The organism is Pseudomonas sp. URIL14HWK12:I5, assembly GCF_900176445.1.
GTDB classification, from domain to species: domain Bacteria; phylum Pseudomonadota; class Gammaproteobacteria; order Pseudomonadales; family Pseudomonadaceae; genus Aquipseudomonas; species Aquipseudomonas monteilii.
This window is the reverse complement of record NZ_FWXQ01000009.1, coordinates 80,397-101,478: the sequence shown is the minus strand read 5'-3', so window position 1 is coordinate 101,478 and position 21,082 is coordinate 80,397. Positions and strand designations below refer to the sequence as shown.

Here is a 21,082-nt window from a genome sequence, read left to right as displayed (position 1 = left end):
TAAACATCAAACCGCCAGGCCAATCGCCGGCTGCACCTGCGATGCCCGATATGCCGGGTAAATGGTCGCCAAAAAGCTCATCACCAGGCCCGCAGTGCAGATGATCGCCACATCCCCCCACTGCAACTGCGATGGTAAGCTGCTGACAAAGTACACATCCGACGTAAAGATGTGCTGCCCGCTAACCCGCTCCAGCCATCCAACGATCTGGCTGACATTGAACGCCGCAATCACCCCCAGCACGCCACCAATCAACGTACCGACAATGCCGATCAGGCTGCCCTGAACCATGAACGTGCCCATGATCTGCGCCGGCGTGGCGCCCAGGGTACGCAGGATGGCAATGTCCGGCCCCTTGTCGTTCACCACCATCACCAGGGTGGCGATGATGTTGAACGCGGCCACCGCGATGATCATCATCAGCAACAGGCCGATCATGGTCTTTTCCATCTTCATGGCGCTGAACAGGCTGCCCTGGGTGTGCGACCAGTCATCGGCGCGGTAGGCATCGCCCAGCCCGGCAGCGATGGCCTTGGACACCTGCGGCGCGGCATACAGGTCATGCAGTTTCAACCGCACGCCCTGCACCTGGCCCGGCGCCCAGCGCTGCATCTCACCGGCATCCGCCAGGTGGATGTAAGCCTGCGAACCGTCCAGCTCGGCGCCCACCTTGAAAATACCGACCACGGTCAGGCGCTGCATACGCGGGGTAATCCCGCCCGGCTCCTTGCTGATTTCCGGCACGATCAGGGTCAGCTTGTCGCCGGTGTTCAGGCGAAAGCGACGCGCCGTCAGCTCGCCGATGACCACGCCGAACTCACCCGCTTGCAGGTCCTGCAAGCGGCCCTGCACGATGTGCTGGCCAACGATAGAGACCTTGCCCTCTTCGGCCGGGTCGATACCGCCCACCTGGATCGGCTGCATCGCCCCCTTGTACGACAGCATGCCTTCCATTTCGGTAATCGGCGCTGCCGCCATCACCGCCGGGTTCTGCAGGGCCGCGTCGGCCACCTTGTGCCAGTCGTCCATCGGCTGCACGCCCAGGATGGCAGCATGCGGCACCAGGCCAAGAATGCGCGCGCTCATTTCACGCTGGAAGCCGTTCATCACCGACAACACCACGATCATCGCCAGCACACCCAGCGACAGGCCGATCATCGAGGTCATCGAAATGAACGAGATGAAGTGGTTGCGACGCTTGGCTCGGGTGTAGCGCGCGCCGATGAAAATGGGCAAGGGTCTGAACATGTACGGAATCACCCAGTGAAAACAGGAAAACGGGGCGGCACCTGCCACCCCGGGCAGTCGATCAGATGGCCACCAGGTGGCCGTCGTCGAGCTTCAATACACGGTCCATCTGCCGCGCCAGGTTGAGGTCGTGGGTCACCACGAGGAACGCCGTGCGCGAGGCGCTGGACAGCTCCTGCATCAGCTCCTGGATGCCCTGGGCGGTATGGTGGTCGAGGTTGCCGGTCGGCTCGTCGAGCATCACCAGGCCAGGGCGGTTGACCAGGGCCCGGGCAATCGCCACACGCTGGCGCTCACCACCGGACAGCTCGGCCGGCTTGTGGTTCAGGCGATGGCCCAGGCCCACGCGCTTGAGCAGCGCCTCGGCGCGCTCACGGGCCTCGGGGATGGGCGTGCGGCCGATCAGCAGCGGCATGCACACGTTCTCGATGGCGGTGAACTCTGGCAACAGGTGGTGGAACTGGTAGACAAAGCCCAGCTCTCGGTTGCGCAGCAGGCCACGGGCGCGCTCGCCCAGCGCCGACAGCTCTTCGCCGGCCAGCCAGACGCTGCCCTGGGTCGGCCGGTCGAGGCCGCCCAGCAGGTTGAGCAAGGTACTCTTGCCCGAACCGGAGCTGCCGACAATGGCCACCCGCTCGCCGGCGTGCAGCTCCAGGTTGAGCCCGGACAGCACCTGCACCGACTCCGGGCCCTCGTCGTAGGACTTGCCCAGGTTGCGGCAACTCAGAACGGCTTTATCACTCATGCGCGACTCACTCATAACGTAGCGCCTCTGCAGGCTGGGTGCGGGCCGCACGCCAGGCCGGGTACAGGGTGGCGAAGAAACTCAGGACCAGCGCCGCACCGCAGACCATGTACACGTCCTGGGCCTGGATCTGCGAGGGCAGGTAATCGATGAAGTACACGTCGGCGTTGAGGAACTTGTGCCCGATCAGTTTCTCGATGCCGGCGATCGCCGCACTCACGTTCAGCGCGGCAACAATCCCGACCACGGCGCCGATCAGGGTACCGATCACCCCGATTACCGTGCCCTGGACCATGAAGATGAGCATGATCTGCCCGGGCGTGGCGCCCAGTGTGCGCAGGATGGCAATGTCACCACGCTTGTCGTTCACCACCATCACCAGCGTGGAAATGATGTTGAACGCCGCCACCGCCACGATCAGCAGCAACAGCAGGCCGATCATGGCCTTTTCCATGCGGATGGCCTGGTACAGGTTGCCGTGGGTGCGGGTCCAGTCGCGGCTGTAGTACTCCTGGTCACCCAGCTGCTGGGCAATGCTCCAGGCCACCCGTGGCGCCTGGAACAGGTCGTCGAACTTCAGGCGCAGGCCCTGTACCTGGTCGGGCTTCCAGCGGTGCAGGCGGGACAGGTCGCTGATATTGGTCAGGCCCAGATAGCCGTCGATCTCCCCCGCGCCCACATGGAAGGTGCCCACCACGGTGAAGCGCTTCATGCGCGGGAACATGCCGGCAGGCGTCACGCTGACTTCGGGGGCGACGAAGGTGAGTTTGTCGCCAATGGTCACACCCAGCTTCGCCGCAGCCTTGTCGCCTATCATGATGCCCCACTCGCCCGGCGCCAGCTGGTCGAGGCGGCCTTGCAAGATGAAGTTGTCGATAATCGACACCTCGCGCTCGCGGGCCGGGTCGATGCCGTTGAGCAGCACCTTCTGCACCTTGCCGTCATGGGTCAGCAGGCCCTGCATCTGGGTGAAAGGCGCTACCGCCACCACCTGCGGATTCTGCTTTACTTGTTGGGCAAGGGCAGGCCAGTCGGTTATGGGCTGGCCGCTCTCCAGCGTGGCATGCGGGACCATACCGAGCACACGGGTACGCATCTCGTGGTCGAAACCGTTCATCACCGACAGCACCACGATCATCACCACCACGCCCAGGGCGAGGCCGATCATCGAGGTCAGGGAAATGAACGAGACGAAGTGATTACGGCGTTTGGCACGGGTATAACGCGTACCGATGAATGCGAAAAGAGGTCTGAACATGTCGGGGCTTGTTCGGATGAAAGGGAACGTCCTTGTGGCGAGGCGCCTACGGCGGCTTTACACTCGGACCACCGCCGCTACCTTGGGTTCGCCATGACGACATTAGACGAAGAAGATCGCCGCGAATACTACCGCATCGAAGATCGGATCGCACTTCAAATAAGCCCCCTCAGCGCGGCCGAAGCCCTCGACCCAGATGTGTTGCAAGATGATTCCCCGCTGTTCAACCTGCTCAGCGAACTGCATCTGTCCGACTTCGAGTCGCAGCACCTGCTGCGCCAGCTGAGTGACAAGGACCGCACCCTCGCTGCCTTCCTGCGGGCGCAGAACAAGCGCCTCGACCTGCTTAGCGCGGTGGTTGCGCAAACCCTGCTTGGCGAAGTCGGCCAGCCGCTGCCGGTGGTCATCTCCGAAGGCGGTATCGAATTCGCCCAAGCCACGCAGATTGCCCCCGGCACCCGGGTAAAAGTGAAAATGGTGCTGATGCCGCGCGCCCATGGCCTGCTGCTGCGCGGCAAGGTCACCCATTGCGACCCGCGCCCGGAGGGCGGCTTCGAGGTCGGCACCGAGTTTACCGACATGACCGACGCCCAGCGTCAACTGCTGGCCCGCTACATCCTGCAGCGCCAGCAACAACAACGGCGCCAGCAGCTGGAACAGAACGACCCCGCCTCCTGAGCCTATTTTCCCCTGATTTGAAGGAACGAACGTGACCCTGATCTACGGCCATCGCGGCGCCAAGGGCGAAGCACCCGAGAACACCCTGACCAGCTTTCGCCAGTGCCTGTCCCACGGCGTCACCCGCTGCGAGCTGGACCTTCACCTGTCGGCCGACAACGAGCTGATGGTGATACACGACCCTACCCTCAAGCGCACCACCGGCAAACGCGGCAAGGTGGTCGAGCACCCGGCCGCCGACCTGGTGAAAATCGACGCACGTAAAGGCGGCCCGGGCCATGTGCAGCCCTGCCCTATTCCAAAACTGGAAGAACTGTTCGAGAAGTGCCCGTTCGAGCACTGGCAGCTGGAAGTCAAGAGCGCTTCGCGCACCCGCGCCGCCACCACCGTGCTGGCGATCCGCGAACTGGCCCAGCAATACGGCCTGCTGGACAAGGTAACCATCACCTCCAGCTCACGCGAAGTATTGGGCGCAGCCCAGGAGCTGGTGCCAGACGTGAAACGCGGGCTGGTAGCCGAATACGCCTGGCTCGACCCGTTGAAGGTGGCGCAGAACTACGGCTGCGAGATGCTGGCCCTGAACTGGACACTGTGCACCCCCGAGCGCCTGCTGAAAGCACAGGGCCAGGGCTTGCACGTGTCGGTGTGGACGGTCAACGAACCGGCACTGATGCGCCGGCTCGCTGACTTTGGCGTGGACAGCCTGATTACAGACTTTCCCGGTTTGGCCAAGACCACCCTCGGGTAGGGTTGAAATCGGTCTCTCCGACCGGCTCAGGCCACCGGTCGGAGCCGCTCAAAAAAGCCGGTTCAGGCCATCGTAGGCAGCTACCCGGTAGGCTTCGGCCATGGTCGGGTAGTTGAACGTGGTGTTGACGAAGTACTTCAGGTTGTTGTGCTCACCCGGCTGGTTCATGATCGCCTGGCCGATGTGGACAATTTCCGAAGCCTGGTAGCCGAAGCAGTGCACGCCGAGGATTTCCAGGGTTTCGCGGTGGAACAGGATCTTCAGCATGCCCTGCGGCTCGCCGGCGATCTGCGCGCGCGCCATGCTCTTGAAGAAGGCCTTGCCCACTTCGTACGGCACCTTGGCCTGGGTCAGCTCCTGCTCGTTCTTGCCGATCGAGCTGATCTCCGGAATGGTATAGATGCCGGTCGGCACGTCATTGACGAAGCGCCAGCTGCCATTGTCGACGATGCTGCCAGCCGCTGAACGGCCCTGGTCATGGGCCGCACTGGCCAGGCTTGGCCAGCCGATCACGTCGCCTGCACCGTAGATGTTCGGCACGCTGGTGCGGTAGGCCTCGTCGACCTCGATCTGGCCACGGCCGTTAACCTTGATACCGATGTTCTCCAGGCCCAGCTTGTCGGTGTTGCCGGTACGGCCGTTGCACCACAGCAAGGCGTCGGCCTTGATCTTCTTGCCCGACTTCAGGTGCAGGACAACCCCGTTGTCCAGGCCTTCGACGCGCTCATACTCTTCGTTGTGGCGCACGGTGATGTTGTTGTTGCTGAAGTGGTAGCTCAACGCCTGGGAAATTTCCGAATCCAGGAAGCTCAGCAGCTGCCCACGGTTGTCCACCAGTTCTACCAGCACGCCCAGGCCACTGAAGATCGAGGCGTATTCGCAACCGATCACACCGGCGCCGTACACGATCAGCTTGCGCGGGGTGTGGCTGAGGCTGAGGATGGTGTCGCTGTCGTAGACACGCGGGTGGTGGAAGTCGATGTCGGCCGGGCGATACGGGCGCGAACCAGTGGCGATGATGATGTGCTTGGCGTTGAGTTTTTCCACCACGCCGTTCGGGCACACCACTTCGACGGTTTGCTCGTCGGCAAAGCTGCCGGTGCCGAAGAACAAGTCAACGCGGTTACGGGCGTAGTAGCCAGTGCGCGATGCCACCTGCTTGGCAATCACCTTCTCGGCGCTTTTCAGCACGTCCGGGAACGAGAACCAGCGTGGCTCACCGATGGCACGGAACATCGGGTTGGTGTTGAACTGCATGATCTGCCGCACCGAGTGACGCAGTGCCTTGGACGGGATGGTACCCAAGTGGGTGCAGTTGCCACCAACCTGGCGACGGTCATCGACCATCGCTACCTTGCGCCCTGCTTTGGCGGCGTTCATTGCCGCACCTTCACCGGCCGGGCCGGAACCCAGCACCACTACGTCGTAGTTGTAGACAGCCATGCGTACTCCTTCAGAACTGGCCCGCAAGCCACGGTCGCTCGCGGGGCGCGATCATGCCGCCGGGGCGTCATGAGAAAATTCGGGTGCAGTCTAATCAAGCGTGAACGCCGCGCACATTAACCCTTGGTCGCGTCGTAGGCCAATTTCGCCCGCACTACATATGGTTTACCCATTCCCTGGCGGCAATCATCCCTGCCTGCGCTTTCAATCGCCTTTCACCGCCCGTTCGAATGCGGGCGTAGCTCGGGAGACGAAGCCACCCTCGGCCCGAGTCACCAATACCGCAGCCAGGCCATGCGCCAGGGCAAAGTCCCAGCCACGCTCGGGACCAAGGATCAGCAGCAGCGTCGAATAACCGTCGGCCTGCAGCGCCGAAGCGTGTAGCACGGTGACGGCGGCCAGGTCATGTTGCACCGGGCGCCCCAGGCGGGCATCGAAGGCGTGCGAATAGCGCCGGCCATTCTGCTCGAAATAGTGCCGATAGTCACCCGAGGTTGATACTGAAAGGCCATTGACCGGGATGATCTGGCGTGCGATCTGGCGGTCTTCACGGGGCAGTTCCAGGGCGATGCGCCAAGGGCTGCCGTCAGGTTTGCGGCCGACCGCCTTGAGCTCGCCAGTGGCCTCGGCGACAAAGCGGGTTACGCCCATGGCTTGCAGGCGAGCGGCAATCAGGTCGACGGCATGGCCAGCGGCCATGCTGTTGAAGTCGAGCTGCACCTGGGCGTCCTTGCACAGGGCCTGCCCTTTGATGTGCAAGTGCCGGTAGCCCACGCGCTGGCGCACCTGAGCCAGGGCTTGCGGGTCCGGCACCTGCTCGTGGCGGGCCTGGGGGCCAAAGCCCCACAGGTCGAGCAAGGGCTCGACGGTGAGGTCGAAGGCGCCATCGCTCTGCTCGGCCAGATGCTGGCCAAGGTTGACCAGTTCGAGCATGTCGGGCGGCAGGGCCAGGCACTGGTTGGCGGGCAACTGGTTGAACAGGCTGACAACGGAGTCTGCGCGGTAGGTCGAATAGTGCTGGTCGATGTCGCCCAGGATGGTTTCGACCGCCGCTTGCACCTGCTCCGGCGCCGGGCCGCCGGGCTCACGGACGTACTGGATGCTGTAGCTGCTGCCCATGGTCGGGCCACCCAGGCGCTCCAGGGTAGGGCCTTGGTTGCAGGCGGTTAGCAGCAGGAGGAAGGACAGTAAGGCTTTGCGCAAAAAATCGGTTCCTGGGTGCTTGGCTTGAATTTTGTGGTGTGGCACATATCGAGCGCCGCGCGGGCGGCGCTCGATCTAACAGACGCCACACAACTTACTCCAGGCAAAAAAAACGGGAACCCGAAGGTTCCCGTTTTTTCATTGCCTTACAAGCGCATTAGCGTGGAAACGCTGGCGGGTTCACACCGGCCATCTCTTCCATCACGCGAACCACCTGGCAGCTGTAACCGAACTCGTTGTCGTACCAGACGTACAGAACAACGCGGTTGTCGTTGGCGATGGTGGCTTCAGCGTCAACCACACCGGCGTGGCGCGAGCCGACGAAGTCGGTCGAAACCACTTCCTGCGAGCTGACGTAGTCGATCTGCTTGTGCAGCTCCGAGTGCATGGCGGTCTGGCGCAGGTACTCGTTGATCTCGTCGCGCGAGGTGGCCTTTTCCAGGTTCAGGTTCAGGATGGCCATCGAAACGTTCGGCGTCGGCACGCGAATGGCGTTGCCGGTCAGCTTGCCCTTCAGCACTGGCAGTGCCTTGGCGGCAGCAGTGGCGGCGCCGGTTTCGGTGATGACCATGTTCAGCGGCGCGGCACGGCCACGGCGGCTGCCCTTGTGGAAGTTGTCGATCAGGTTCTGGTCGTTGGTGAACGAGTGAACGGTTTCGACGTGGCCGTTGACGATGCCGTACTGGTCGTTGATGGCCTTGAGTACCGGCACGATGGCGTTGGTGGTGCAGGAAGCTGCCGAGATGATCTTGTCATCGGCGGCGATGTCACCGTGGTTGATGCCGTGCACGATGTTCTTCAGCGCGCCCTTGCCAGGTGCGGTGAGGATCACGCGGGCAGCGCCCGGGCAGGCCAGGTGCTGACCCAGGCCGTCAGCGTCACGCCATACGCCGGTGTTGTCGACGATCAGCGCGTTGTCGATGCCGTACTGGGTGTAGTCGACTTCGCTCGGGCTCTTGGCGTAGATAACCTGGATCAGGTTGCCGTTGGCGGTGATGGTGTTGTTGGCTTCATCGATGGTGATGGTGCCATCGAACGGGCCGTGAACCGAGTCACGACGCAGCAGGCTGGCACGCTTGACCAGGTCGTTTTCGGCGCCTTTGCGCACGACGATGGCACGCAGGCGCAGGCCGTCGCCACCACCGGTCTTCTCGATCAGGATGCGCGCCAGCAGGCGGCCGATGCGACCGAAGCCGTACAGGACAACGTCGGTGCCTTTACGGGCCGAAGCGTTCTGCTGGCCAACCACGTCAGCCAGCTCTTCACGGACGAACTGCTCGGCAGTGCGGCCATTGCCTTCCTGCTTGAACTTGTTGGCCAGCTTGCCCAGATCGACCGAAGCGGCGCCCAGTTTTAGCTCGCTCATGGCCTTGAGCAGTGGGAATGTCTCGTGGACGGACAGTTCGGTTTCGTCGGCTTGACGATGACGCGCAAAGCGGTGCGCCTTGAGGATCGAGATAACCGAACGGTTGATCAGGCTGCGGCCATAAATCGAGCTCACCACGTTGTTGTTGCGGTAGAGCTGACCGATAAGCGGGATCATCGCTTCAGCCAGGGCTTCACGATCGATCCACTCACCAAGACACTGGTCGGGCTTCTGAGTCACGGGAACCTTCCACATGTAGGGACAGAAAAAAGGGGCTACATTATGACGCCCCAACGCGGAACCGGCAATGAGCGCCTGTCGCAGTCACGCAAGCCAGCGTTCATGCCCTTTCAAGCCTGACAGGCGGCACTGGCACCGGTACAATCGGTCTCTTTGCCGCAACGCTTGGAGTGCAATCTCCCGTGTCAGTTCTGCGCCTACCGCAAATGTCGGCCACGGCCGGCAAACAAACCTGGGGCAACCTGCCCGGTGCCGCCCTCAGCCTTGCCATCGCCGAGGCCGCCAGCAGCGCTGGCCGCTTCACCCTGCTGCTGACGGCCGACAGCCAGGCCGCCGACCGTCTGGAACAGGAGCTGCGCTTCTTTGCCCCAGACCTGCCGGTGCTGCCGTTCCCCGATTGGGAAACCCTGCCCTACGACCTGTTCTCGCCACACCAGGACATCATTTCCCAGCGCATCGCCAGCCTGTACCGGCTGCCGGAGCTGAGCCACGGCATCCTCGTGGTGCCGGTCACCACCGCCCTGCACCGCCTGGCACCCACACGCTTTCTGCTAGGCAGCAGCCTGGTGCTGGATGTGGGCCAGACCATCGACGTGGAACAGATGCGTACGCGCCTGGAGGCCAGCGGCTATCGCTGCGTCGACACCGTGTACGAGCATGGCGAGTTTGCCGTGCGCGGCGCGCTGATCGACCTGTTCCCGATGGGCAGCAAACTGCCCTACCGTATCGACCTGTTCGATGACGAGATCGAGACGCTGCGCACCTTCGACCCCGAGACCCAGCGCTCGATCGACAAGGTGGATTCGGTGCGCCTGCTGCCGGCACGCGAATTCCCGATGCAGAAAGAGGAAGTGACCCGCTTCAAGGCGCGCTTTCGCGAGCGCTTCGACGTCGACTTCCGCCGCAGCGCCATCTTCCAGGACCTGGCCAGCGGCATCATCCCCGCCGGTATCGAGTACTACCTGCCACTGTTCTTCGAAGACACCTCGACCCTGTTCGACTACCTGCCAGCCGACACCCAGGTGTTCTCGCTGCCCGGTGTGGAGCAGGCCGCCGAACACTTCTGGAACGACGTACGCGGGCGTTATGAAGACCGTCGCGGCGACCTGAGCCGGCCGCTGCTGCCACCGGCCGAGCTGTTCCTGCCGGTGGAAGACTGCTTTGCCCGGCTCAAGCAGTGGCCGCGGGTGGTGGTCAGCAGCGAAGACCTCGACCCGGGCGCGGGCCGCGAGCGCTTCCCGGCACGCGCCCTGCCCAATCTGGCCATCGAGGCCAAGGCCAACCAGCCGCTGGCCGAACTGGCCAACTTCCTCGACCAGTTCCCCGGCCGCGTGCTGTTCACCGCCGAATCGGCGGGCCGCCGCGAAGTGTTGCTGGAACTGCTCGACCGGCTGAAGCTGCGCCCGCATACCGTCGACGGCTGGGACGATTTCATTACCGGCAGCGAGCGCCTGGCAATCACCATTGCTCCGCTGGACGACGGCCTGGTGCTGGACGACCCAGGCCTGGCCCTGGTGGCCGAAAGCCCGCTGTTCGGCCAGCGGGTGATGCAGCGCCGACGCCGCGACAAGCGTGGCGAAACCGCCAACGACGCCGTCATCAAGAACCTCACCGAGCTGCGCGAAGGCGCGCCAGTGGTGCACATCGACCACGGTGTGGGCCGCTACCTGGGCCTGGCCACCCTGGAAATCGACGGCCAGGCCGCCGAGTTCCTTACCCTGGAATACGCCGAGAACGCCAAGCTGTATGTGCCAGTGGCCAACCTGCACCTCATCGCTCGCTACACCGGTAGCGACGACGCGCTGGCGCCGTTGCACAGGCTGGGCTCGGAGGCCTGGCAGAAAGCCAAGCGCAAGGCCGCCGAACAGGTGCGCGACGTGGCCGCCGAGCTGCTCGACATCTATGCTCGTCGCGCTGCGCGCAAGGGTTATGCGTTTGCCGACCCGTCTGCCGACTACGCCACCTTCAGCGCCGGCTTCCCGTTCGAAGAAACCCCGGACCAGCAAGCCGCCATCGAAGCCGTGCGTGCCGACATGCTGGCACCCAAGCCGATGGACCGTCTGGTGTGCGGCGATGTCGGCTTCGGCAAAACCGAAGTGGCCATGCGCGCCGCGTTCATCGCTGTGCACAGCGGCCGCCAGGTGGCCGTGCTGGTGCCCACCACACTGCTCGCCCAGCAGCACTACAACAGTTTCCGTGACCGCTTCGCTGACTGGCCGGTGACCGTGGAAGTGATGAGCCGCTTCAAATCCGCCAAGGAAGTGGCCGCCGCTGCCGCCGACCTGGCCGAAGGCAAGATCGACATCCTCATCGGCACCCACAAGCTGCTGCAGGACGATGTGCGCTTCAAGGACCTGGGCCTGGCCATCATCGACGAAGAACACCGTTTTGGCGTGCGCCAGAAGGAGCAACTGAAGGCCCTGCGCAGCGAGGTCGACATCCTTACCCTCACCGCCACGCCGATTCCGCGTACGCTGAACATGGCGGTAGCGGGCATGCGCGACCTGTCGATCATCGCCACGCCGCCGGCGCGCCGCCTGTCGGTGCGCACCTTCGTCATGGAACAGAACAAGAGCACGGTCAAGGAAGCGCTGTTGCGTGAACTGCTGCGCGGTGGCCAGGTGTACTACCTGCACAACGATGTGAAAACCATCGAAAAATGCGCCGCCGACCTCGCCGAGCTGGTACCCGAGGCGCGCATCGGCATTGGCCACGGGCAAATGCGCGAGCGCGAGCTGGAACAGGTGATGAGCGACTTCTACCACAAGCGCTTCAACGTGCTGGTGGCCTCGACCATCATCGAAACCGGCATCGACGTGCCCAGCGCCAACACCATCGTCATCGAGCGTGCCGACAAGTTCGGCCTGGCCCAGTTGCACCAGTTGCGTGGCCGGGTCGGGCGCAGCCACCACCAGGCCTACGCCTACCTGCTCACACCCACCCGGCAGAAAGTCAGCGCCGACGCCGAAAAACGGCTGGAGGCTATCGCCAACACCCAGGACCTGGGCGCCGGTTTCGTGCTGGCCACCAACGACCTGGAAATCCGCGGTGCGGGCGAGCTGCTGGGCGAAGGTCAAAGCGGGCAGATCCAGGCGGTGGGCTTCACCCTGTACATGGAAATGCTCGAACGTGCGGTGAAGGCGATTCGCAAAGGCACCCAGCCGAACCTCGAACAGCCACTGGGCGGTGGCCCGGAGATCAACCTGCGCCTGCCGGCGCTGATCCCCGAAGACTACCTGCCCGACGTGCACGCGCGGCTGATCCTGTACAAGCGCATTGCCTCGGCGGCCGACGAAGAAGGCCTCAAAGACCTGCAAGTGGAAATGATCGACCGCTTCGGCCTGCTGCCGGAGCCAACCAAGAACCTGATGCGCCTGACCTCGCTCAAGCTGCATGCGGAAAAGCTTGGCATCAAGAAAGTCGACGCCGGCCCCAATGGCGGCAAGCTCGAGTTCGAGGCCGAAACCCCGGTCGACCCGCTGACCCTGATCAAGCTGATCCAGGGGCAGCCCAAACGCTACAAGTTCGAAGGTGCGACCCAGTTCCGTTTCCTGGTGCCGATGGAGCGCCCCGACGAACGTTTCAACACCCTGGAGGCGCTGTTCGAGCGCCTGACCCCACAGCCTGCCTAAGGAAGATCCATGCGTGCCATCCGTAGCCTGACCCTGCTGCTGGCGCTGTTTGCGCCAGCCGCCTTCGCCGAAGGCCTGTATCAGGTTGAAATGATCCTGGTGCGGCAAAACAGCGTGCCCGCCTTCACCAGCCCGTTCGCCCCGGAAAACTGGAGCGCCGGCGCCCCACGCCTGGAAAAGGACGCCGAGCGCCGCTTGGCGCTGGAGGACGAAGCCACCCGCCTGGAAGCCACTGCCGACTACACCGTATTGATGCACAAGGCCTGGCAGCAGCAGGTGGGCAGCGAGCCCGGCCGCATTGCCCTGGGCGAAGGTACTGAGCAGTTCGGCCACTTCCCCATCGAAGGTAACCTGAGCATCGCCGAAGGCCGCTTCATCACTGTCGAGGCCAACTTCTGGGTCAACCAGCTGGACGGCAACGGCAACGTGCTGCAAAGCGAGCAGTTCAAGCAGAGCAACAGCAACGTCAAGGGCGGCCAGCTGACCTTCCTCGACGGCGGCCACCTGGCCGTACTGCTGAAGGTGACGCCACCGGGTACGCCGAAAATGCCGGTGGTGGACCCGGAGATGATGGAGCAGTGACGTGAGCGAGAGCGATGCGCAGTTCTTTGTGCGGGCGCACAATGGCTGGACTATGTCGTTTGATCGCAAGACCCTGCGGCGCGGTCGGGACTATGCCGATGAAGGCAGAAGCGCGATCGTATCGATCCTGGGCATGACGATCCGCGCTGAGTGTACAGGCTCCGCGGGCCGCACCTACTACCAGCGCATAACCCTGGACATGACTGGAGATGGCCTGGAATGCGAGGGCAGTTGCACGTGCCCTGTAGGTGAAAACTGCAAGCATTGCGCCGCTGCACTTTACCTGCTGGAACAGGGCCCGGATTGCGGCGAAGGCGATCAGGACACCCCGCCTGCACCTGCCGAAACGACCCAGCACTCGCTCGACCTCCCCCCTGAACTCGCCCACTGGGTCGAAACCCTGGAAGTCCCGACCAAGCCCGCTGAACCCGCCAAGCGCAAAGGCCCCTCGCTCTACTACAAGGTCGTTAACGACCATGGCGTTTGCACGCTCAGCGTATCCAAAGGCACCCGCGAAGCCGATGGTCAGCTGAAGCTGGGGCGTGCCAGCTCGCTGCCTGAAATGCTCTATTACACGCCGCGTTATGTCACAGATGAAGATCTGCGCATCCTCAGGTTGATTGACACCCTTGCCAATAATTCCAGCATGCCCATCGCCAGACTGGAAGGTAAACAAGGTGCAGAGCTGTATGAATTCGCACTTGCCAGTGGGCGCTTGATTCATGCCGAGAAACAGTTGTCATTAATCCCTGGGCCGACCCTCCAAGCCGAGTTCCGCTGGATGAGGCTTGAGAACGGCAGCTATCGCGGTTCGTGGCACAATGACAAGCGGATGCATGACGTGGCACTGCCGCTCGACCCGCTCTACTACATCGATACTCAAACGGGTATGACTGGCAAGCTTGAGCATGGTCTTGACCCGTTCATTGCCAGCCAACTGGCAAGCGCACCTACGGTGCCCGAACACTTGATCATCCCCCTGAGCCACCGGTTGAATGCGCTGAATCGCCAGGTGCCAACGCCTACAAGCGTACGCAGTGAAGAAATCGACAGTATTCAACCCAGGCCGCACCTGACCCTCGGCAGCCTCGAATTCAGCGCCTACATGCCCAAGACCGGCCGCATGCAGCGGCAGATGCAGCATCGAGCCGCACTGGCGTTCGACTATGACGGTTTACGCGCCAGCGGCAGCGACGAAAAACCGCTGACCCGCCTGATCAACAACACCAGCCAGCGCATCCGCCGCCAGCCGCAGGCCGAGCAGGCGCTGCGCAAGGTGCTGCTTGACCTGGGCTTCAAGGCCGCCACCCGACAAAGCAAGGCCCTGCCCGACAGCGCCGGCGAGATGTTTCAGCTGCCAGACGACGAAGCTTGGCTGCGCTTTGCCCGCGAAGGCCTGCCCCGCCTGCGCGAGGCCGGGTGGGACATCGACATCCACCGCGATTTCGCCTTCAACCTGCAAGAGGTAGACGACTGGTACGCCACCATCGACGAAGCCCCCGGCCATGAATGGTTCGACCTGGAGCTGGGTATCGTGGTCGATGGCCAGCGCCACAGCCTGCTGCCGATTGTGCTGCAACTGCTGCGCAGCAACCCGGAATTGCTGCGCCCCAGCGAACTGGCCCGGCGCAGCGACGACGAGCACCTGCTGATCGACCTCAACCGCGGCCGCCTCGATGCCTCGGCCCTGCGCGTTGCCCTGCCCTACGGCCGCATCAAGGCCGTAATGGGCACCTTGGGCGAGCTGTACCTGCACGAAGACGTAGCCGGCCCGTCCCTGCGCCTGGACCGCGCCGATGCCGCACGCCTGAACGAGATCGAAGGCTTGCCCCTGCACTGGGAAGGCGGCGCACATGTGCGGGATCTGGGCCGCCGCCTGCGCGACGCCCGCGACTTGCAGGTAGCCCCGCCCACAGGGCTGCAGGCCAGCCTGCGCCCCTACCAGCAACAGGGCCTTAACTGGCTGCAGGCACTACGCGAAATGGGCACAGGCGGCATCCTGGGCGACGACATGGGCTTGGGCAAGACCCTGCAGGCCCTGGCACACCTGCTGCTGGAAAAGCAGGCCGGGCGACTGACCGCTCCCGCCCTGGCAGTGATGCCGACCAGCCTGGTGCCCAACTGGCTGGACGAAGCCCAGCGCTTCGCCCCCGACCTGCGCGTGCTGGCCCTGCAAGGCCCGGGGCGCAGCAAGCATTTCGCCACGCTGCACGAATACGACCTCGTCCTGACCACCTACGCCCTGGTGCCACGCGATCTCGAACACCTGCGCAGCCAACCCTGGCATGTACTGGTGCTGGACGAGGCGCAAAACATCAAGAGCAGCACCAGCAAGGCCGCACTCGCCGTCTACGAGCTGCAAGCCAACCAGCGCCTGTGCCTGACCGGCACGCCAATGGAAAACAACCTGGGCGAGCTTTGGTCGATCTTCCACTTCCTGATGCCCGGCTGGCTGGGTGACCTGAAGCGCTTTAACCAGGACTACCGTACCCCCATCGAGCGCCATGGCGACAACGAGCGGCTGGCCCACCTGGTTACACGCATTCGGCCGTTCCTGTTGCGCCGCACCAAGGAACAGGTGGCCACCGAGCTACCTGCCAAGACCGAGATGGTGCACTGGGTGGAGCTGAGCGACGCCCAACGCGACACCTACGAGGCCGTGCGCGTGGCGATGGACAAGAAAGTGCGCGACGAAATCGCCCGCAATGGCGCCGCCCGCAGCCAGATCGTCATTCTCGACGCCCTGCTCAAGCTGCGCCAGGTGTGCTGCGACCTGCGCCTGGTCAAGGGTGTGGAAAGCAAGGGTAACCAGGCCGACAAGGGCAAGCTGGGTGCGCTGCTGGAAATGCTCGAAGAACTGCTCAGCGAAGGGCGGCGGGTACTGTTGTTCTCGCAATTCACCTCGATGTTGGCGCTAATCGAGCAAGAACTGCAGAAGCGCAAGATCCGTTACAGCCTGCTGACCGGTGACACCCGCGACCGGCGCACGCCGGTACAGCAATTCCAGCAAGGTGAGAGCGACGTGTTCCTGATCAGCCTCAAGGCAGGTGGCGTGGGGCTGAACCTGACAGCTGCGGACACGGTGATCCACTTCGACCCCTGGTGGAACCCGGCCAGCGAGAACCAGGCCACCGACCGCGCCTACCGCATTGGCCAGGACAAGCCGGTGTTCGTGTTCAAGCTGATTACGCGGGGGACGGTGGAGGAGAAGATTCAGCTGTTGCAGCAGGAAAAGGCGGCGCTGGCGGCAAGCCTGCTGGATGGCGGGCAGGCTGGGCAGTGGCGACTGGGGGATGAAGAGATCGAGGCGTTGTTTGCGCCGCTGCCGGGGAAGCGTGGGCGGTGAGTGTTTCGGGGCGCATGACTTGAGGGTTTTGTCGCCCGTCAGATCGAGCGCCGCGCGGGCGGCGCTCGATCTCGGCAACCCCAGAAAACTCAAGACCTAAGCTTCGGCTCAATCAACCAGCTGGGCCTCCTTCAACGCCCCCAGCGCCTCCAGCCAGCGCGGCTGCTGCCGGTAGTCGGTCCGCGCAAACCCTTGCCCACGCATCCGCGCAATTCGCGGCGAGGGCTTCACTTTCATTCGCTGAGCCGCACTCAGCGCCAGCTCAGCCGCCGCCCGGTCGTTACACACCAGGCCCATGTCACAGCCGGCACTCAGCGCCGCCTCGATACGGCTGGCCGCATCACCCACCACATGTGCCCCGGCCATCGACAGGTCATCACTGAAGATCACCCCGTCGAAGCCCAGCTCGCCACGCAGGATGTCCTGCAGCCAGCGCCGCGAGAAGCCGGCTGGCTGGTTGTCGACCTGCGGGTAGATGACATGCGCCGGCATCACCGCTGCCAGCTGCCCGCTCAGGCGGGTGAACGGCACCAGGTCGGCCTGGCGCAGCTGCTCAAGGCTGCGCTCATCGGTAGGGATGGCCACATGCGAGTCGGCCTCGGCCCAGCCATGCCCCGGGAAATGCTTGCCACAAGCGGCCATGCCCGCCGCATTCATGCCGCGAATGAAGGCCCCGGCCAGTTGCGTGGCACGCAGCGGGTCACCCTCGAAGGCGCGGCTGCCAACCACGGCGCTACGCTGGTGGTCCAGGTCGAGCACCGGGGCAAAGCTCAGGTCCAGGCCAACCGCCAGCACCTCGGTCGCCATCAGCCAGCCGCATTGCTCGGCCAGGTACTCGGCATTGTCATTGTCGGCCAGCGCACGCATGGCTGGCAGGCGCACAAAGCCCTGACGCAGGCGCTGCACACGGCCACCTTCCTGGTCTACCGCCAGGATCAGGTCGGGGCGAATGGCGCGGATCGACGCACACAGCTCACGCACCTGGCGCGGGCTATCGATGTTGCGGGCAAAGATGATCAGGCCAGCCACTTCGGGCTGGCGCAGCAAGTGACGGTCTTCGGCGGTCAGCCATTTACCGGCGATATCCACCATCAGGGAGCCTTGCAGGCTGACGGTCATGGGTAATCCTTCATTGAAGACTGAGAGAAGCCCACTGGGGGCAGGCAGCTTGTTCGATGAGCACCGGGCAATGGACCGGCACCCGCTCGAACAGGCTTAGCAAGTCGGTATTACGCAGGCGTATGCAGCCATGGGACAACGCTACGCCCAGGGGTTCCGTATCCGGAGTGCCATGCAGGTAGATATAGCGGCGGAACGTGTCGACCGCACCCAGGCGGTTGACGCCAGGCTCGCAGCCGCTGAGCCAGAGGATGCGGGTGAGGATCCAGTCGCGCTCCGGGTTTTGCGCGTGCAGCTCCGGCGACCACACCTCACCCGTCCAGCGCCGCCCGGCCAATACCGCATTCAGCGGCAGGCCTGCGCCAATCTTTGCCCGCACCTGATGCAGGCCGCGCGGCGTGCACCCCGAACCGTTGCGCTCGCCGGCTCCGTTACGCGCCGTGGACACTGGCACGCGCACGCGTAACTGGCCACGGGCGAAACCGTACAGGCATTGGTCGGCAAGGGAAATGTGCAACAGATCGAGGTCGGGCATGGGCGCTAGCTTAGCCGAAGCGCCCTGCCCCGCCCAGCCTTCAGGCTTTGGCGGTGGTAGCGCTGACGCTGGTCTTGGTACGCGGGCGCAGCTGGGCGCTGGCCATGGCATCATCGGTGACACCGCTGTCGGCACGCATGCCGGCCGCCAGGAACGGCACCATCAGGCGCATCACCTGCTCGATCGAGGTATTGATGCCGAAGTCGGTCTCGGCGATCGCCCGCAGGGCCTTGATACCGGACATGCTGAAGGCCGCAGCACCGAGCATGAAGTGCACACGCCAGAACAGCTCCAGCGGTGGAATGCGTGGCGCGGCCTCGTTGACCAGCAGCATGTAGCGGCGGAATACCTTGCCGTACATGTCTTCCAGATAGCGCCGCAGGTGGCCCTGGCTCTGGCTGAAAGCCAGGCCCAGCAAGCGCATGAAGATCGACAGGTCATTGTTGCTGCGAGGCTGCACCGCCAGCGCCTGCTCCACCAGCATTTCCAGCAGCTCTTCAAGGCTGGGTTTTTGTTCCGGCTTGGCCTGACGCCGCTCGAGTTCACGCTCCAGGCTGGCACAAAACGGGCCGAGGAAGCGCGAGAACACCGCCTGGATCAACGCCTTCTTGGAGCCGAAATGATAGTTGACGGCCGCCAGGTTGACCCCGGCCTTGCTGGTAATCAGCCGCAACGAGGTTTCGGCGAACCCCCTTTCCGCGAACAGCTGCTCGGCAGCATCGAGAATGCGTTCAACGGTTTCCGATTGGGCCATGACTACTCCGGGTACTCCGCCAGACAAACAGGTGTTTGAAACATACGTTTCAGCCCCGCTTCTGTCAAGGCTCGGTGACCGGGCGGTCGCCATTTAAAAGCGCCAGACGGCCGGCTGCAAGCATCACCTCTGCTGTTTATTGCGCCTTTTGGCTTGCAGCGCATCCAGCACTGTATATAATCCCAGTCACTGTACAAAAAGACAGAGCGCTCACCATGTTGAAACTGACGCCACGCCAAGCCGAAATTCTCGCGTTCATCAAACGCTGCCTGGAAGACAACGGCTTCCCGCCGACGCGCGCCGAGATCGCTCAGGAGCTGGGCTTCAAGTCGCCCAACGCCGCCGAGGAGCACCTCAAGGCCCTCGCCCGCAAAGGCGCCATCGAGATGACCCCGGGCGCCTCCCGTGGTATCCGCATTCCCGGCCTGGAAGCCAAAGCCGAAGAAAGCGGCCTGCCGATCATCGGCCGGGTTGCTGCCGGTGCGCCGATCCTTGCCGAACAGCACATCGAGCAATCCTGCAACATCAGCCCCGCCTTCTTCCACCCCCAAGCCGACTATCTGTTGCGCGTACACGGCATGAGCATGAAGGACGTCGGCATCTTCGACGGCGACCTGCTGGCGGTACACACCTGCCGCGAAGCCCGCAACGGCCAGATCGTGGTGGCCCGCATCGGCGACGAAGTGACCGTCAAGCGCTTCAAGCGTGAAGGCAGCAAGGTATGGCTGCTTGCCGAAAACCCCGAATTCGCCCCCATCGAAGTCGACCTGAAAGAACAGGAGCTGGTGATCGAGGGCTTGAGCGTCGGCGTCATTCGCCGCTGATCCAGGAGGCGTCATGCAGCAGTTCATTCACGCACCCGAGCAAGCTCAGTTGCCCCTGTTCGAAGCTTTTCTCGCCCAGCCCGTGCTACCGGGCCTGAAAGCCAGTGAACTGGCACGCAAGAGCAGCCAACCCGAGCTGTTCAGCGAACTGTCGCTGCGCGGCGCCCCTGGGCACTGCCAAAGCCTGCTGGCACCGGTACTGCGCGAGCTGAGCGAAGAGGACGAAGCGCGCTGGCTGACCCTGATCGCTCCGCCCTCCAGCCTGACCCAGGCCTGGTTGCGCGATGCCGGGCTCAACCGTGAACGTATTTTGCTGCTGCAACCTCGCAGCAATCAAAGCCCGCTGCAACTAGCCTGCGAGGCCTTGCGCCTTGGCCTCAGCCACACCGTGGTGAGCTGGCTGGGTAGCGTCAATGCCACTGCACGTCAACAGTTGCTACGCGCGGCCAGTGCCGGAAATGCACAAAGCCTGAACATCCGCCTCGGCTGATGTTCAGGCTTTGCCTGTCACTTCAAAAAGCCTGACACGTTGCTGCACCCTTAGTGCAGCACACGCGGCCCTTCATCACGCTCAAGCTCGCCATCCATCAGGCGACCGGCCATCTGCACGCCCACACTGAGCATGGCCTTGGCCACTTCCACATGCTGGCCCTGCAGGAACACCTTGGCGTCTTCCGAGAAATCCAGGGTTACCAGAGAGCCCTCATCCTCGGCGCGACGCAGTTCGATGCGGCCATCAGGCAACTCGACAATTTCCAGAAACGACGTAGACATAAATGGCAGTTCTCCGCGAAAGGCCGCTAGTGTATCAGCCGTTGCGACTATCAGCACTCACTCAACGCATCGCGGAAACGTCTCACCAAGCCCTTGAGGTTGCTGCGCCAGCTTTCCAGCTCGGCACGCGACAGTGCAGGATGCTCGGGCTCATCGAGATTGACGGCCTGGATCAGGGGTTGGGTAACGTCAGTTTTCGGCGCCTTCTTCGCGACAGGTGGTCGGAACAAATCGGCATAAGCACCCAGCATTTGCGCCAGCCAGGTTTCGCGCTGGCGGGCGATTTCCAGTAGCTCAGCCACTTCCGGGATGGCGATGCCGTTCAAGGCATCGTCAGCCAGGGCTTGCTCGACCGTTGCAACAACCGGCAGGCGGTAGAAGCCGCCGATCTCATGACACAGGCCCAGCAGCGCGCCGTACAGATGGAACAGCGCCGATTCGCGTTCGGCCTGCACCAGGCCTTGAGCGTTCATGGCCTGGCTTTGCTCGGCCTTGGCCATGGACTCCAGGGCGAGGCCGGCGAAGAACAGTTTCTGGTTGGTACGGGTATACAGTTCCTGGGCCATTTCAGTGGCCTCCCTAAGGCT

18 protein-coding genes are annotated in these 21,082 nt (G+C 63.4%); 7 read left to right on the top strand and 11 right to left on the bottom strand.

All coding sequences use genetic code 11. The features are described 5' to 3' along the window. Positions 1 to 6 precede the first annotated feature (6 nt). The 3 genes from B9A31_RS20390 to B9A31_RS20380 all read right to left on the bottom strand — a co-directional run bounded on the left by B9A31_RS20390 (position 7) and on the right by B9A31_RS20380 (position 3,251). The gene (locus tag B9A31_RS20390; protein WP_084297335.1) at positions 7 to 1,248 is read right to left on the bottom strand and encodes a lipoprotein-releasing ABC transporter permease subunit; all 1,242 of its coding nucleotides are present in this window, start codon (positions 1,246 to 1,248) and stop codon (positions 7 to 9) included. A gap of 61 nt (positions 1,249 to 1,309) precedes the next feature. Beyond that, the gene (gene lolD / locus B9A31_RS20385) at positions 1,310 to 1,993 is read right to left on the bottom strand and encodes a lipoprotein-releasing ABC transporter ATP-binding protein LolD (protein WP_174244669.1); all 684 of its coding nucleotides are present in this window, start codon (positions 1,991 to 1,993) and stop codon (positions 1,310 to 1,312) included. A gap of 7 nt (positions 1,994 to 2,000) precedes the next feature. Next, on the bottom strand, positions 2,001 to 3,251 hold the full coding sequence (locus tag B9A31_RS20380) for a lipoprotein-releasing ABC transporter permease subunit (protein WP_019096215.1): 1,251 nt from the start codon (positions 3,249 to 3,251) through the stop codon (positions 2,001 to 2,003). Positions 3,252 to 3,344: 93 nt separating this feature from the next. Between B9A31_RS20380 and B9A31_RS20375 the strand changes: the two genes are divergently transcribed. Beyond that, the gene (locus B9A31_RS20375) at positions 3,345 to 3,929 is read left to right on the top strand and encodes a PilZ domain-containing protein (protein ID WP_016714910.1); all 585 of its coding nucleotides are present in this window, start codon (positions 3,345 to 3,347) and stop codon (positions 3,927 to 3,929) included. 31 nt (positions 3,930 to 3,960) lie between these two features. After that, positions 3,961 to 4,677, top strand: coding sequence for a glycerophosphodiester phosphodiesterase (locus B9A31_RS20370; protein ID WP_019096214.1), 717 nt, complete (start codon positions 3,961 to 3,963; stop codon positions 4,675 to 4,677). Between the two features lie 48 nt (positions 4,678 to 4,725). Here the strand turns inward: B9A31_RS20370 and sthA are convergent, their stop codons facing one another. The 3 genes from sthA to B9A31_RS20355 all read right to left on the bottom strand — a co-directional run bounded on the left by sthA (position 4,726) and on the right by B9A31_RS20355 (position 8,944). Next, positions 4,726 to 6,120: a Si-specific NAD(P)(+) transhydrogenase gene (gene sthA / locus B9A31_RS20365; RefSeq protein WP_025754456.1), complete on the bottom strand. Its 1,395-nt coding sequence runs from the start codon at positions 6,118 to 6,120 to the stop codon at positions 4,726 to 4,728. 204 nt (positions 6,121 to 6,324) lie between these two features. Continuing rightward, positions 6,325 to 7,323, bottom strand: a complete 999-nt coding sequence (locus B9A31_RS20360; RefSeq protein ID WP_025754457.1) for an FAD:protein FMN transferase — start codon at positions 7,321 to 7,323, stop codon at positions 6,325 to 6,327. A gap of 157 nt (positions 7,324 to 7,480) precedes the next feature. Then, positions 7,481 to 8,944, bottom strand: coding sequence for a glyceraldehyde-3-phosphate dehydrogenase (locus tag B9A31_RS20355; RefSeq protein ID WP_016714907.1), 1,464 nt, complete (start codon positions 8,942 to 8,944; stop codon positions 7,481 to 7,483). Positions 8,945 to 9,111: 167 nt separating this feature from the next. Here B9A31_RS20355 and mfd point away from each other — a divergent pair, with 167 nt between their 5' ends. Genes mfd through B9A31_RS20340 form a run of 3 tightly spaced genes read left to right on the top strand, consistent with a single transcriptional unit; the run spans position 9,112 to position 16,489 of the window. Next, the gene (mfd, locus tag B9A31_RS20350; RefSeq protein WP_084297303.1) at positions 9,112 to 12,561 is read left to right on the top strand and encodes a transcription-repair coupling factor; all 3,450 of its coding nucleotides are present in this window, start codon (positions 9,112 to 9,114) and stop codon (positions 12,559 to 12,561) included. A gap of 9 nt (positions 12,562 to 12,570) precedes the next feature. Then, positions 12,571 to 13,143 (top strand): CsiV family protein, encoded by a 573-nt coding sequence (locus B9A31_RS20345; protein ID WP_027615684.1) that lies wholly within the window; start codon positions 12,571 to 12,573, stop codon positions 13,141 to 13,143. A 52-nt stretch (positions 13,144 to 13,195) separates the two neighbouring features. Beyond that, on the top strand, positions 13,196 to 16,489 hold the full coding sequence (locus B9A31_RS20340; RefSeq protein WP_177325294.1) for a DEAD/DEAH box helicase: 3,294 nt from the start codon (positions 13,196 to 13,198) through the stop codon (positions 16,487 to 16,489). Positions 16,490 to 16,597: 108 nt separating this feature from the next. Here B9A31_RS20340 and nagZ read toward each other — a convergent pair whose 3' ends face one another. The 3 genes from nagZ to B9A31_RS20325 are packed head-to-tail and all read right to left on the bottom strand — an operon-like array spanning position 16,598 to position 18,897. Continuing rightward, the gene (nagZ, locus tag B9A31_RS20335) at positions 16,598 to 17,596 is read right to left on the bottom strand and encodes a beta-N-acetylhexosaminidase (RefSeq protein WP_172455937.1); all 999 of its coding nucleotides are present in this window, start codon (positions 17,594 to 17,596) and stop codon (positions 16,598 to 16,600) included. 22 nt (positions 17,597 to 17,618) lie between these two features. After that, positions 17,619 to 18,143 carry a L,D-transpeptidase gene (locus B9A31_RS20330; protein ID WP_019096208.1) on the bottom strand — a complete coding sequence of 175 codons (525 nt, stop codon included), beginning with the start codon at positions 18,141 to 18,143 and terminating at the stop codon, positions 17,619 to 17,621. 40 nt (positions 18,144 to 18,183) lie between these two features. After that, positions 18,184 to 18,897 (bottom strand): TetR/AcrR family transcriptional regulator, encoded by a 714-nt coding sequence (locus tag B9A31_RS20325; RefSeq protein WP_019096207.1) that lies wholly within the window; start codon positions 18,895 to 18,897, stop codon positions 18,184 to 18,186. Positions 18,898 to 19,112: 215 nt separating this feature from the next. Here B9A31_RS20325 and lexA point away from each other — a divergent pair, with 215 nt between their 5' ends. Together lexA and sulA are read left to right on the top strand one after the other, a co-directional pair. Next, complete coding sequence (lexA, locus tag B9A31_RS20320) at positions 19,113 to 19,721, top strand: transcriptional repressor LexA (RefSeq protein WP_016714901.1); 609 nt, start codon at positions 19,113 to 19,115, stop codon at positions 19,719 to 19,721. Between the two features lie 13 nt (positions 19,722 to 19,734). Then, positions 19,735 to 20,211: an SOS-induced cell division inhibitor SulA gene (sulA, locus tag B9A31_RS20315; RefSeq protein WP_016714900.1), complete on the top strand. Its 477-nt coding sequence runs from the start codon at positions 19,735 to 19,737 to the stop codon at positions 20,209 to 20,211. A 50-nt stretch (positions 20,212 to 20,261) separates the two neighbouring features. On the opposite strand, the gene B9A31_RS20310 is transcribed toward sulA, so the two are convergent. Together B9A31_RS20310 and B9A31_RS20305 are read right to left on the bottom strand one after the other, a co-directional pair. Further along, positions 20,262 to 20,495: a hypothetical protein gene (locus B9A31_RS20310; RefSeq protein ID WP_003248777.1), complete on the bottom strand. Its 234-nt coding sequence runs from the start codon at positions 20,493 to 20,495 to the stop codon at positions 20,262 to 20,264. Between the two features lie 50 nt (positions 20,496 to 20,545). Next, complete coding sequence (locus tag B9A31_RS20305; protein WP_019096206.1) at positions 20,546 to 21,061, bottom strand: DUF6586 family protein; 516 nt, start codon at positions 21,059 to 21,061, stop codon at positions 20,546 to 20,548. Between the last annotated feature and the right edge of the window lie 21 nt (positions 21,062 to 21,082).

Coding starts and splice junctions, on each gene's coding strand:
- B9A31_RS20390 (WP_084297335.1), bottom strand. CDS start 1,248: ATGTTCAGACCCTTGCCCATTTTCATCGGCGCGCGCTACACCCGAGCC.
- lolD (WP_174244669.1), bottom strand. CDS start 1,993: ATGAGTGATAAAGCCGTTCTGAGTTGCCGCAACCTGGGCAAGTCCTAC.
- B9A31_RS20380 (WP_019096215.1), bottom strand. CDS start 3,251: ATGTTCAGACCTCTTTTCGCATTCATCGGTACGCGTTATACCCGTGCC.
- B9A31_RS20375 (WP_016714910.1), top strand. CDS start 3,345: ATGACGACATTAGACGAAGAAGATCGCCGCGAATACTACCGCATCGAA.
- sthA (WP_025754456.1), bottom strand. CDS start 6,120: ATGGCTGTCTACAACTACGACGTAGTGGTGCTGGGTTCCGGCCCGGCC.
- B9A31_RS20355 (WP_016714907.1), bottom strand. CDS start 8,944: ATGTGGAAGGTTCCCGTGACTCAGAAGCCCGACCAGTGTCTTGGTGAG.
- B9A31_RS20345 (WP_027615684.1), top strand. CDS start 12,571: ATGCGTGCCATCCGTAGCCTGACCCTGCTGCTGGCGCTGTTTGCGCCA.
- B9A31_RS20340 (WP_177325294.1), top strand. CDS start 13,196: ATGTCGTTTGATCGCAAGACCCTGCGGCGCGGTCGGGACTATGCCGAT.
- B9A31_RS20330 (WP_019096208.1), bottom strand. CDS start 18,143: ATGCCCGACCTCGATCTGTTGCACATTTCCCTTGCCGACCAATGCCTG.
- B9A31_RS20325 (WP_019096207.1), bottom strand. CDS start 18,897: ATGGCCCAATCGGAAACCGTTGAACGCATTCTCGATGCTGCCGAGCAG.
- lexA (WP_016714901.1), top strand. CDS start 19,113: ATGTTGAAACTGACGCCACGCCAAGCCGAAATTCTCGCGTTCATCAAA.
- sulA (WP_016714900.1), top strand. CDS start 19,735: ATGCAGCAGTTCATTCACGCACCCGAGCAAGCTCAGTTGCCCCTGTTC.
- B9A31_RS20310 (WP_003248777.1), bottom strand. CDS start 20,495: ATGTCTACGTCGTTTCTGGAAATTGTCGAGTTGCCTGATGGCCGCATC.
- B9A31_RS20305 (WP_019096206.1), bottom strand. CDS start 21,061: ATGGCCCAGGAACTGTATACCCGTACCAACCAGAAACTGTTCTTCGCC.